This window comes from Robertmurraya sp. DFI.2.37 (genome assembly GCF_029211245.1).
Taxonomy (GTDB): Bacteria; Bacillota; Bacilli; order Bacillales; family Cytobacillaceae; genus Robertmurraya; species Robertmurraya methanolica_A.
The window spans coordinates 97,799-110,525 of record NZ_JARGEJ010000004.1; the positions used below are offsets into that span (position 1 = coordinate 97,799).

Here is a 12,727-nt window from a genome sequence, read left to right on the forward strand (position 1 = left end):
AGGTCAACCACCGTTTTCTCGTTGACCTTGTTTTATTACTATCTAGTTTTCACTCAAAAAGCCTCATATATCGGCCGTATCCTTCTTCGTAAAGCTTATCTTTCGGAATAAATTTCAATGCGGCTGAGTTTATGCAATATCTTGCTCGGTCCGGACCTGGGCCGTCATCAAAGACATGACCGAGATGGGAATCGGAAGTTTTCGAGCGGACTTCAATTCTCCTCATACCGTGAGACGTATCAAACTTTTCTTCCAAGTCCATGCGACGGATTGGCCTCGTAAAGCTGGGCCAGCCGCAGCCTGCATCATATTTATCGAGGGAACAAAATAAAGGTTCTCCCGATATGATATCGACATAAATACCCTCCTCTTCCATATTCCAATATTCATTTTGAAAAGGTGGCTCTGTCCCATTGTTTCTTGTCACTTCATACTGAATCGGAGTTAAAAGCTTGCGGAGCTCTTCATCTGACGGTATCTTCCTCCAGTTTTCACGAATAAACTTGGCGCGTCCAGAGCCTTCTTTATACAAATTATAATGAAAAGGATTCTTCTTGTAATAACCCTGATGCTTCTCTTCAGCCGGATAAAAAGGAGCTGCAGGTAAAATTGCCGTGACAAAGGGGTTCGAAAAACGTCCGCTAGCTTCAAGCCTTTCTTTTGATTTCTCCGCAGCAATTCTCTGCTTCTCATGATGGTAAAATATCGCTGTACGATATGATGCGCCACGATCGTTGAATTGCCCTCCCTCATCCGTTGGATCGATTTGTTGCCAATAGATCTCTAACAGTTTTTCATAAGTCATTACTGTTGGATCAAAGGTAATTTGCACAGCTTCATAATGTCCTGTCGTTCCAGAACACACTTCTTCATAGGTTGGATTCTCTTTATGTCCACCTGTATAACCCGAAATCACTTCTTTAATTCCTGGTTGCTCATCAAAGGGAGAAACCATGCACCAAAAACAACCACCAGCAAAGGTTGCCTTTTCCCATTGCTCCACCATGCCCATCCTCCTTACTTTCTTAACCACTCATGAAACCACCATGTATATTGATAGGTTTGCTTCCAGCTCTGATCGCCTTCTTCCATACTCCAAAAGGCTGACAATGCTGTCATCGCTAGTCCCGCTTTTAATAGTCGTTTCCGCTCCAATGACAACCCGCGGGACAGTACTTCAACTCTCTTCCATAACACTCTCTTCGGATCTTTCTTTTCCTGCAGATGGTTCATTAGAAATGAAACGACATCAAAATAAGGATCGCCAATAACTCCCTTCGGATCAATCGCCATCCATCCTCTCTCCTCTGCAAAAAGAATATTTTCATGATGAAGGTCTCCATGGAGCAGTTGCAGACCGTCGGTTGTATCGTTAATCTCCCCAAAAAAGTTCTCAGCTAATTGCAAAATTTCTTCCGAAAACTGGCCAGTCTGATACTCTTGCATTTTCCTGCATCTCGATAGCTGGGAAGCCCATTGATGAATCATAGGAAAAAGAGACTCCTTCGGCACTTCGCGACGAATCGCTTTCCAAACGTTCATAAATTGCTCTAGCGCTTGTTCTTCATCCCCTAACTCTGCAAGCATCGTCCCTGGAGCCAATTTTTCCAAAAGAATGACGCCATTCTCCACATCTGCTTTTAATAACTTACAGCAGCCGTTTCCATCATAAAGCTGCAATGCTCTCATTTCATTTTCCAAATCATGACTCGAAAGGGCCACTTTTAAAATCGTTGGCACACCGTTTTCATCTAACACATTTAACACATAATGATAAGATAAATTTGAAACCGGCCCCAATGGGGTTAGATTCCACTTTGCCAAGTAACCATTGACACGTTCTTCAAGGGTGTCTATCCATCGTGCTCCTTCTTCTTTAAAGGCTCGTGTCATTTTTTCCCGAAATGAAGGTGGAATATACATTTGCTCTCTCCCATCATTTTTCAAATACAATTCCATACTTTCTCATCTTTTTATATAAAGTCGCCCGTGACATGCCAAGCCTTTTTGCTGTAATGCTTTTATTCCCAAATGTACTTTGCAAAGTCTCCAATATCCGTTCCTTTTCCAATCTTTCTTTCTCAGCTGCAAGGGAGGCCACTTGTAAATCAAGATGTACGGAAGGCTCTTTCCCAACATGAAGTACTTGATATAGATCTGTCTCGGTAATTTCACCACTTTCGTTTAACACGACGAGCCTTTCCATTAAATTTCGCAGCTCACGAATATTGCCTGGCCAATCATAGTCAAGCAATACCGCCAAAGCATTCTGCCCAATCGTATAGTCCTGTTTTTGATATTTATAGGAGAATTCCTCAAGAAAATCATAAACAAGCAACGGTATATCCTCTTTCCTTTCCCGTAATGGCGGAATGTTTACGGAGAACACGTTTAAGCGATAATATAGATCTGAGCGAAAAGCACCTTCAGCAACCATCTTTTCTAAAATTCGATTTGTAGCAGCAATCACTCTAATATCAACCTGTTTCGGGGTTAATCCTCCAATTCGGTAAACTTCTCTATCCTGCAGAACCCGCAGTAGCTTTACTTGCATATCAAGAGGGAGTTCGCCTACTTCATCTAAAAAGAGAGTTCCTCCATTTGCCAGTTCCAATTTTCCGGGCTTTCCTCCTCTTGACGCCCCCGTATAAGCACCTGATTCATAACCAAAGAGTTCGCTTTCAAACAACGCATTCGGAATCGCTCCGCAATTGATCGGAATGAATGGTTTTTCCTTTCTATCGCTTTTCTCATGAATGGCATGGGCAAATAGCTCTTTGCCAACACCGCTCTCGCCGCTAATCAGAATCGGTGCATCTGATTTTGCCATTTTCTTCGCTTGATGAATCAACTGCTGGATTGAGCTATGGACGCCCTTAATTTTTGTAAACGGATCATCATGCTGTTGATTCATATGCTGCCTTAATTGCTGTAATTCCTTTGACGCCGATGATAGTTTTTCATTTAAATGAATCGTCGACGTAATATCTTTTTCAATCGACAAACTACCCATGACTTCATTTTCTTCATTGCGAAGCAGGGTCGTACTAATAAGCACATGTTTGTCAGACCTTGGCATATGGTAAACATCCCGGACAGGCTTACCTGTTGCCAAAACCTTTAAGTGCATCACATCCTCTTGCTGAAAAAAGTCGCGGATGTTTTTCCCGATGATTTCTTCTTTTTTAATTTGATACGTTCTTTCAGCCGCCTCGTTCCAGTACACTAACTCCCCCTTTGTATTAACAACTGAAATCGCTTCCTCCAAAGACGACAATATTGCCTGCAACGTTTGTAGAGCAAACCGATCTTCCATGTATATCGACCCACCTTTTTATAGAGGACTGTTTAACTATTGAACATCCATTTTGTATAAAAAAGATACAGCTATAAACACTTTTGTTAACCAAACAATACAATCTCGTAAACAACATGTAAAGAATATTTTTATAAATGAATTAATTCCTTGATAGCGTACTTCAAGTTAAAAAGCAAAAATTCAGAAGACTCCACCTTTTAGGATACCTGCAAAACACGAAGCGATAGCCGTTTTAGCGCTATTCTTTTTATTCCTCCTTATTCATAATAAATGGAGCTTAAATATCTATTTTTTATATTTTTAATGTTGGCATGTTTTTTGCATTGTTATAAAAAACCAGCGTTTATTGTTAATCAAGGAATTGCTTAGTTTTGGAAACTATATATAATGGGGGAAAATTGTATGTTGTCGACAGTTTCTAAAAATTTTTTTCTCTATGTATCTCAGCACAAAGGGTTGAATAAAGCAGCTCGAAAATGGGGGCTGAAGTTCGGTGCAGCACAAGTGGTAGCGGGCGTAACGATCGATCATGCCATTCAAACTGTACAAGAGCTTAATAACAAAGGAATCTTATGTACATTGGACCATTTAGGAGAATTTGTTCATAGCACTGAAGAGGCCTTGCAGGCAACCGAATACAATGTCCGCACGCTAGAAGCAATTGGAAAAGCAGGGGTAAAAAGCCATTTATCTGTCAAAATGACTCAGCTTGGACTTGATATTGATCGGGAATTTTGTGTAAAAAATATGTGCCAAATTCTTGATGCCGCTAAAAGAACAAATAATTTTGTAAGAATTGATATGGAAGATTATGCTCATTGTCAAATAACGTTAGACATTTTACGCGAGCTCCGCGAAGTGTATGGCTTTGATAATGTCGGTACGGTCATCCAGGCATACTTACACCGCGCCCACAATGATGTAAAGAATCTAAAGGGAATTTCTTTGCGACTTGTAAAAGGAGCCTACAAAGAAGACCCTGCCGTTGCTTATCAAGATAAAAAAGAAATTGATGGGAATTACATGAAGATTATTAAAGAACACTTGCAAAGCGGGAGCTACACAGCCATCGCTTCACATGACCATCATATTATCGCAAAGGTTAAAAAATTTGCAGAGGATAACCATATTTCACGTGATCAATTTGAATTTCAAATGCTCTACGGTTTTCGCGAAGAGCTCCAGGAAAGCCTTGTTAAAGAAGGATATAAGATGCGTGTCTATGTTCCATTCGGTGATGATTGGTTCGGTTATTTTATGCGCCGCTTAGCAGAAAGACCACAGAATGTCGGATTTGCTCTAAGAGGCTTTTTCTCTAAAAAATAATTCTGCGGACTTTCGAATTGCCGCCCTTTTTAAAAGGTTTATCCTGCACACCTCGACAGAATTCCGGCTTACAGCAGAACGAAGAAAGCTCTAACTCGATGAAACGTTATCCCTCGTTTTATCGAGTCAGAGCGAAAATAGCCTGATCAACAGTATTGTTTACATCGCTCTATGATGATTGGCTTAATTGAGGAAAATCATCCCTCGTCTCAGTCATATTGAAAAATGCACCGATTTGATCAAATGAAGTAAAAACCCTAATACCACCAATCTTTAGCATGACAGCAAGAAGAATAATCGTTTAGTGCTAGATTGCATATGTATAAATACTGTTAAAATTTTTTTAATTTTTAGTTTGTTATTCTTTTCAAAATAGAGTAATATTTTATCGAAATAACTATTTACAAGGGGGAAAGTGCATGGATTTTGCGTTACTTATTTCAATTGTCATCTATATGATTGGCATGCTCTGGATCGGTTTCTATGCCTATAGAAAGACATCCAATTTAACCGATTACATGCTCGGCGGACGAACGCTCGGCCCAGCGGTTACGGCATTAAGCGCCGGAGCCTCTGATATGAGCGGTTGGTTATTATTAGGGCTCCCTGGAGCTATTTATGCGACGGGCATTAGCGGTTCATGGATCGCGATTGGACTCGCACTTGGAGCATGGGCAAACTGGATTTATGTAGCACCTCGTCTTAGAACCTTTACAGAAAAAGCAAATAACTCTATTACCATCCCGGCTTTCTTAGAAAACCGTTTTGGCGATCACTCTAAAATTCTACGAATTATTTCTGGCCTTGTTATCTTAATTTTCTTTACTTTCTATGTTTCGTCAGGAATGGTCTCCGGAGGGGTATTGTTCCAAAGTATGTTTGGTCTGGACTATACAACGGGACTATGGATTGTCGCTGCTGTAGTCGTTGCCTATACATTATTTGGCGGATTCCTAGCTGTAAGCTTGACAGACTTTGTTCAAGGACTCATCATGTTTATCGCCCTTATTCTCGTACCTCTTGTTACATGGATTCAGGTAAGTGGAGACGGTCCAATTGAAACCGTTCGTTCTATTGATCCAGCTCTCCTCAATATTTTCCAAGGTACAAGCTTTTTAGGAATTATTTCTTTATTTGCGTGGGGTTTAGGTTATTTTGGCCAACCGCATATTATCGTTCGCTTTATGGCAATTAAATCCGTTAAAGAGATTAAAAAAGCAAGGCGTATCGGAATGGGCTGGATGATCTTTTCCATGCTCGGCGCCATCGTTACCGGATTTCTTGGCATCACATATTTTGCTACAAAAGGCGAAGGTTTAGATGATCCAGAGACCGTCTTTATTCTATTAGGCGATGTACTGTTCCATCCGATTATTACCGGTTTCTTAATTGCAGCTATTCTAGCAGCTATCATGAGCACAATTTCATCGCAGTTGTTAGTTTCATCGAGCTCACTTACAGAAGATATTTATAAAACCTTCTTCCGCCGTTCTGCCACAGATAAAGAACTCGTTTTCATTGGAAGAATTTCAGTACTTGTTGTTTCCCTTGTGGCACTCGCCATTTCATGGGAAAAAAATTCAACTATTCTTGATCTAGTCGGATATGCTTGGGCAGGCTTTGGAGCCGCTTTCGGACCACTTATTCTATTTAGCCTCTATTGGAGAAGAATGACGAGATGGGGAGCACTAGCTGGAATGGTTGTTGGGGCAGCAACGGTCATTATTTGGGCAAATGTCGGGTTATCTAAAACTCTGTATGAAATGATTCCAGGCTTTGCTTTTAGCTCAATTGCCATCTATGTTGTCAGCTTATTGACTAAGCCGCCTTATGCTATTGTTGAACAGTTTGATGAATTTGAAAATGAATTTAAGAGCGACGACTCCTCCATTCAAGCTTAAACCAATCACTCAAGGGACGTTTCCCTTGAGTGATTGACTTTCTAAGCTTCATGGACTTTCTCAGCGCTTGACTGTCCTTCAAACTGAAATCTGTTTGCCATTTCAGTGAGAGTTTGTGACAATTGGTGAAGCTTCTTGCCAATTTGATTGGTGTTCTCCATTTGCTCAATTTGATCTTCACTAACAGAAAGCATTTCTTCTGAGCTTGCTAACGTTTCTTGTGAAATGGAGGTAAAGCTTACAGTTGCTTGCTCAAGCTTTGGTAAAAAACCTGCCAATTGCGATAATTCTTGCTTCATTCCTTGTAAACGGCTGCTCTCCTCACCAATTTCCTTCATTAGTTCATCGAAAGAATCTCTTGAAGCACTTGCCATTTTCAAGTTCATATTAATCTTCGCTAGCATTTGATCAAATTCTTTCGTTGCACCAATCGTAATATTCTCCATTTTTCCAATCGCATTGGCGATATCCTCTGTCGCCCTCGAGGATTGTTCTGCCAATTTACGAACCTCCTGAGCAACAACCGCAAACCCTTTACCTGCTTCTCCAGCTCTAACCGCTTCAATCGATGCATTAAGTGCAAGTAGCTTTGTTTGTTCCGATATGCCACTCACTAAACCAACCAGCTTTGTAATCGAACTTGAAAATTGCTTTACTTCCGTAATCGTACCAGTCAAATGTTCAAAATCCTCCTCAAACTGATAGATCATCGAAATGAGTTCCTTAATATTTACTTCACCGTCTTCAGCGGTTTGATTCATTTTATTTGAACTAGCAAAGATCTCTTCCATTTTCGCAATCATCGCTTCCATTAATTGTTTCATTTCTTTGAAGCTATTGGCATTATCCTCTGAACTGCTAGCAGTTTGTTCCGCACCATTTTTTACTAAATCAATGGCAGAGACGAGATGATGACTGGAATCAAGAGTTTGCTCAGACGATTTCATTAAATCTCCACCCGTTTGCGATAACTCTTTTGTCGTTACCTGCAGTTCATGAATGATGCCGCTCATATGATCAATCATAGAATGATAGCTTTTTTGCAATGAAGTTATTTCAGGAACGGTTGTTTTGATTCCACTTGTCATTTTAAATTTACCGTCTCGAACCTCGCGCATCGTGTTGCGAAGAATATTAAGAGGTTTTGTAACAGTACGAACAAGCAATAAAATGATAACAGTCGTTACTAACACGCTTATCCCGATCCCAACTAAAGTTACATAGACCATTTTTTGAACAGGCTGCAAATAGGAGCTCGTCGGAATCAACATTACGTAGATGCCTCCTATTTCATCCAACTGTCGAAAAGTAATCGTATATTCCTTATTATTAATGGACCTATGTAAGAGCCCATTTTCCAGTTCTGTTATCTCTTGTAACAGTTTTGGAGAAAGAGTAGGAAGGCTCTTTTCACTGACCTTGAACGGAATGGCTGTGCCATCTACTATGTACATAACCTCTGACTCAATGCCCTCTCTCTTAAGAACGTCTTGTTGAGAACGAACACTACTTTCTAGCTGCTGCATGAAATAAGTATCATCACTAATATAGACAAATTTCAAATTTTCAGCGATATAACCGATCAATTCTGTTTCTCTTTCTAATCGCTTTTCAATTGTATCCATCGTAATATCTTTCGCCTTCATATAGGATGTGAACCCAACTCCTACAACTGCAACAATTAATAATGAGACAAACAGAAGAAATAGTCTCATCCCCAAAGTCAGCTTTTGCATGAATTTTGCCAGCCATTCCTGCATTTTCGGCAAGGATGCTAATGCTTTAAATCTTTTTTTCTTCAAAAGGACTCCTCCTAATACAGTACTATTTTCCTATAACAAAAATTATACAGCCCCTTTGTAAACGCTATGTTAAGAGGAAAGGGGGTTTTTTTAAGTTCCTGTAAAGAAGTCCTTTTATCATAAAGCTACAGCATTCTACAAACAAAAATTCTCAAAAATATTATAATACTGCTATAATTAACACTACCAATATATAGTTATGGAGCACACGTAATACATAAAGGGGTATGTTTATGTTTGAATTGTTGATCACGATGGTGGAGCGCCTCGGCATTCTCGTGATGATTGCCTTTATTCTAACAAGATTTCGCTTTTCTCGAGATATGATTTACCAGGAACAGCTTCATCGCAAACAACAAATAACCGCGATCCTTTTCTTTGGTTTTTTTGGTATCATCGGAACCTATTCCGGATTAACATTAAGCGTTAACAGTCTCCAATTTGACCCTTGGGCTACAGAGCTTACCGCTGACGAAGCCATTGCTAATTCCCGTGTCGTCGGTATCGTTATCGCCGGGCTTCTCGGAGGGTATAAGGTGGGGATTGGAGCTGGGCTGATAGCTGGAATTCACCGTTTCACCTTAGGTGGATTCACTGCTATTTCATGTGGGCTTGCAGCGATTGTCGCTGGCATTATTTCAGGTGCCTTCCATAAGAGAAACAAACGACTCCACTTACAATCAGCCTTCCTTATCGGCGCCACTGCAGAAGCGATACAAATGATGATCATTTTACTCTTAGCTCGCCCTTTTGATAAAGCGGCAACACTTGTTGAAATCATCGGTCTTCCTATGATCATAGCAAACGGTCTTGGAAGTGCGCTCTTTCTCTTAATTATAAAAAGTGTTGTGAACGAAGAGGAAAAAGCAGGAGCAATCCTTGCTCAAAAAACGTTAAGAATTGCTGATAAAACACTGGCTTATTTACGAAAAGGGCTAACCTTTGATTCGGCACGAACAGTCTGCCAGATCCTCCATAAAGAGATCAATACGAGTGCCGTCGCCATCACGAATACAACGGATATCCTCGCCCATGTGGGGCAAGGGGAAGACCATCACCGTGCCCATAGTCCCATTCAGACACAAATTACGATCGACACCATTCAAAGAGGTGAAATCATTGCCGCTAACAAGGAAATGATTCACTGTCGCGTCAAAGGCTGCCCACTTGGTGCGGCCGTAGTAGCCCCCTTAAAGCAGCGAGGAAAAACAATTGGTACACTGAAATTATACTTTCGCTCTGAAAAAGAAGTTACTCCTGTCATTATGGAGCTCATTAGCGGTCTAAGCACTCTGCTAAGCAATCAGCTCGAGATTGCTGATGCGGACAATGCTTATCATTTAGCAAAGGAAGCAGAAATCAAGGCACTGCAGGCACAAATAAGCCCACATTTTCTTTTTAATTCATTAAATACCATACTTTCTCTCGTGCGGATAGATCCCGATAAAGCAAGGAAACTACTCGTTTCTTTATCGAAGTTTATTCGAAAAAATCTCGCAAGCACAACAGATCAACTAACAACACTTGAGCAAGAGCTAAAACATGTAAAGGCATATCTTGCGATCGAAGAAGTCAGGTTTTCAAATAAATTAAAGGTTTTCTATCATATTGATGACGATGTGTTAACCCAATCTATCCCGCCTTTAACACTACAACCGATCGTCGAAAATGCGATTAAGCATGGGATGAAAGATAAGGACAATAATTGTCTTTTAGAAATTACGATCAAGCAGCAGGGGCAGGGTAGCTTCATTCAAATAAAAGATAATGGCGTTGGAATGAGCAAAGAGAGAGCAGAACAGGTCTGCAAACAGCCAATTATTTCGGAAAGCGGAACCGGTCTTGCTCTATATAATGTAAATCGTCGGCTAACGATTATGTTCGGAGAAACAGCCGCGCTACAAATTAAAAGTGAAATCGATGGCGGCACGGAAATTTCTTTTTCCTTGCCAACTGATAAGGTGGAATATTAATGGATAGAATAATACGCACACTTATTGTTGACGATGAACCCTACAGCCGTGATGAGCTGGGACATTTATTAAACGCCTTTCCTTCCATAAAAATTGTTGGAGAAGCCGACTCTGGGGAGGCAGCCATCATGAAGGCGATACAGCTGCAGCCCGATGCCGTTTTCCTTGATGTCGAAATGCCAAAAATGAATGGGATGAAAGCAGCAGAAGCGCTACTCGAACTAAAGAAAGTTCCATTAGTCGTCTTCGCAACTGCCTACCCTCAATTTGCAGCGGAGGCTTTTCGTTATCAAGCGGTTGACTATTTATTAAAGCCTTATGATGAAGAACAACTGGAGGAGACGGTCAAAAGAATTGAAAAAATTATTTTTGGAGAGAGGGAGCAAGATCCCATTAAACCCTTAGGCAAACTGGCTGTGGAAGCAGATGGAGAAATTTATTACATTGAACCACAGGATATTCAATATATCGTTCGTGAAGAGAATATCACGAAACTTATAACAAAGCAAAAAGAGTATGAAACAAAGATGGCATTAAAAGATTTGGAATCTCGCCTCCTTCCTCACGGCTTTTTTCGAATTCATAAAAGCTTTCTCGTCAACTTAGATGATGTTGTCCGCTTAACACCTTGGTTCAACGGTGCATTTCAACTAGAGATTACAGGTCGAAAAGAACTGCTGCCCGTTAGTCGAAATTATGTCAAAGCATTACGTGCTAGATTAGAAATTTAATGTTCAGCCTCGAAAGGGTTACAGCGGATGCATGATAACCCTTTCATTTTACATCATAATATCAAATTTCTACCTCTCAGTGAAAAATCCCCCTTTTATTCTATTTCATTTTTTATACTAGAAGCAGATCACTAAGGACTTATTGTTCAAGATTTTATGAAATCGCTTTATTTTTAAGGGGGAAAAGCGAATGATTACATTTTTAACGGGAATAGCCCTTTTAATTGTCGGTTATTTCACATATGGAAAGTTTGTTGAAAAAGTATTTGGAGTCAAGGATGAGCGGGCGACACCAGCTTATGTTAACAGCGATGGTGTCGACTATGTGCCGATGAGCACACCGAAAAACTCGTTGATCCAACTTTTAAATATTGCTGGAACCGGACCCATTTTCGGGCCAATTATGGGAGCGCTTTACGGACCGGTTGCTTTCATTTGGATCGTTATTGGCTGTATTTTTGCCGGTGCTGTTCATGACTATTTGACAGGGATGATTTCGATTCGCAACCGCGGCGCCCATTTGCCTGAGCTTGCCAGCAAGTTTTTAGGAAAAGCAATGAAGCACGTCGTAAATGCCTTTGCTGTATTACTTCTTTTATTAGTCGGAACGGTGTTCGTCTCAACACCAGCAAGCCTGCTCCATGTTCTCATGGATGGGAAAATTGCTTTAGGAGTTATTATCGGAGCGATTTTCTTATACTATATTTTAGCTACATTATTGCCAGTTGATAAAATTATTGGTCGTTTTTATCCTTATTTCGGAGCATTACTTGTCATCAGTGCTGTTGGCGTTGGTGTTACATTAGTCGCGACAGGTGCTCCAATTCCAGAATTATCACTGTCCAATTTTCATCCTGACAATGCTCCTATCTTCCCATTAATCTTCTTTACGATTACATGTGGCGCATTATCAGGCTTCCATGCAACACAAACACCTATTATTTCCCGTACAACACAAAGGGAAAAACAAGGACGCAAAATTTTCTATGGAATGATGATTGCAGAAGGAATTATTGCGATGATTTGGGCCGCAGCAGCCATGAGTTTATTTGATGGCTACAATGGCTTAAACGAAGTATTAGCTGCAGGCGGACCAGGAGCAGTCGTAAGCGATGTCTCGATTGCCATGTTAGGAGCAATCGGCGGAACACTTGCTATTCTTGGGGTCGTGATACTACCGATTACATCAGGTGACACAGCCTTCCGCAGTGCTCGTATGATCATTGCTGAGTATTTAAACATCGCGCAAAAGAAATTATCAAAACGTTTATTAATCGCCGTGCCTTTATTCGTTGTATCTGTCATTCTTACCCAAATTGATTTCAATATTTTATGGAGATACTTTAGCTGGGCCAACCAAGCAACAGCGGTCATTGCCTTATTTGTGGGTGCGATGTACTTGTACATTGCCAAAAAGAATTACTTCATCCCACTTATCCCAGGCGCCTTCATGCTTGTCATGGTCATTACGTATATCCTTAATGCGCAAATTGGATTCAGAATGTCCGTAAGCGCTTCTTGGATTGGTGGTTTTATCGGAACAGCCATCCTCATGGTGCTATTCTTCATCACAGCTAGAAGAAATAGAGTATACAATATTGCGCTCGAAGAAGATATTTCCGACTGGAAGCAGAGTGCTTAAGTTTCATTCAGCAAAAATCGCATGCGCGGCTAA

Annotated in this window: 9 protein-coding genes; 5 read left to right on the top strand and 4 right to left on the bottom strand. The window is 40.6% G+C overall.

Features of this window, described 5'->3' with window-relative positions:
- Positions 1 to 49 precede the first annotated feature (49 nt).
- Genes msrA through PZE06_RS03705 form a run of 3 tightly spaced genes read right to left on the bottom strand, consistent with a single transcriptional unit; the run spans position 50 to position 3,316 of the window.
- Positions 50 to 1,006: a peptide-methionine (S)-S-oxide reductase MsrA gene (msrA, locus tag PZE06_RS03695; RefSeq protein ID WP_150915260.1), complete on the bottom strand. Its 957-nt coding sequence runs from the start codon at positions 1,004 to 1,006 to the stop codon at positions 50 to 52.
- A gap of 11 nt (positions 1,007 to 1,017) precedes the next feature.
- Positions 1,018 to 1,959, bottom strand: coding sequence for an aminoglycoside phosphotransferase family protein (locus tag PZE06_RS03700; protein ID WP_150915259.1), 942 nt, complete (start codon positions 1,957 to 1,959; stop codon positions 1,018 to 1,020).
- Positions 1,937 to 3,316: a sigma 54-interacting transcriptional regulator gene (locus PZE06_RS03705; protein ID WP_150915258.1), complete on the bottom strand. Its 1,380-nt coding sequence runs from the start codon at positions 3,314 to 3,316 to the stop codon at positions 1,937 to 1,939. The genes PZE06_RS03700 and PZE06_RS03705 overlap by 23 nt, the downstream gene beginning before the upstream one ends.
- A gap of 405 nt (positions 3,317 to 3,721) precedes the next feature.
- Here PZE06_RS03705 and PZE06_RS03710 point away from each other — a divergent pair, with 405 nt between their 5' ends.
- Together PZE06_RS03710 and putP are read left to right on the top strand one after the other, a co-directional pair.
- Positions 3,722 to 4,645 carry a proline dehydrogenase family protein gene (locus PZE06_RS03710; protein WP_150915257.1) on the top strand — a complete coding sequence of 308 codons (924 nt, stop codon included), beginning with the start codon at positions 3,722 to 3,724 and terminating at the stop codon, positions 4,643 to 4,645.
- A 419-nt stretch (positions 4,646 to 5,064) separates the two neighbouring features.
- On the top strand, positions 5,065 to 6,546 hold the full coding sequence (putP, locus tag PZE06_RS03715; protein ID WP_150915256.1) for a sodium/proline symporter PutP: 1,482 nt from the start codon (positions 5,065 to 5,067) through the stop codon (positions 6,544 to 6,546).
- Between the two features lie 41 nt (positions 6,547 to 6,587).
- Here the strand turns inward: putP and PZE06_RS03720 are convergent, their stop codons facing one another.
- Positions 6,588 to 8,348, bottom strand: a complete 1,761-nt coding sequence (locus PZE06_RS03720) for a methyl-accepting chemotaxis protein (RefSeq protein WP_225310647.1) — start codon at positions 8,346 to 8,348, stop codon at positions 6,588 to 6,590.
- A gap of 233 nt (positions 8,349 to 8,581) precedes the next feature.
- Between PZE06_RS03720 and PZE06_RS03725 the strand changes: the two genes are divergently transcribed.
- The 3 genes from PZE06_RS03725 (at position 8,582) to PZE06_RS03735 (ending at position 12,694) form a co-directional block, all read left to right on the top strand.
- Complete coding sequence (locus PZE06_RS03725; protein WP_150915255.1) at positions 8,582 to 10,321, top strand: sensor histidine kinase; 1,740 nt, start codon at positions 8,582 to 8,584, stop codon at positions 10,319 to 10,321.
- Positions 10,321 to 11,052, top strand: a complete 732-nt coding sequence (locus tag PZE06_RS03730) for a LytR/AlgR family response regulator transcription factor (protein WP_150915254.1) — start codon at positions 10,321 to 10,323, stop codon at positions 11,050 to 11,052. The genes PZE06_RS03725 and PZE06_RS03730 overlap by 1 nt, the downstream gene beginning before the upstream one ends.
- A gap of 190 nt (positions 11,053 to 11,242) precedes the next feature.
- Complete coding sequence (locus PZE06_RS03735) at positions 11,243 to 12,694, top strand: carbon starvation CstA family protein (RefSeq protein WP_150915253.1); 1,452 nt, start codon at positions 11,243 to 11,245, stop codon at positions 12,692 to 12,694.
- Positions 12,695 to 12,727: the final 33 nt, after the last annotated feature.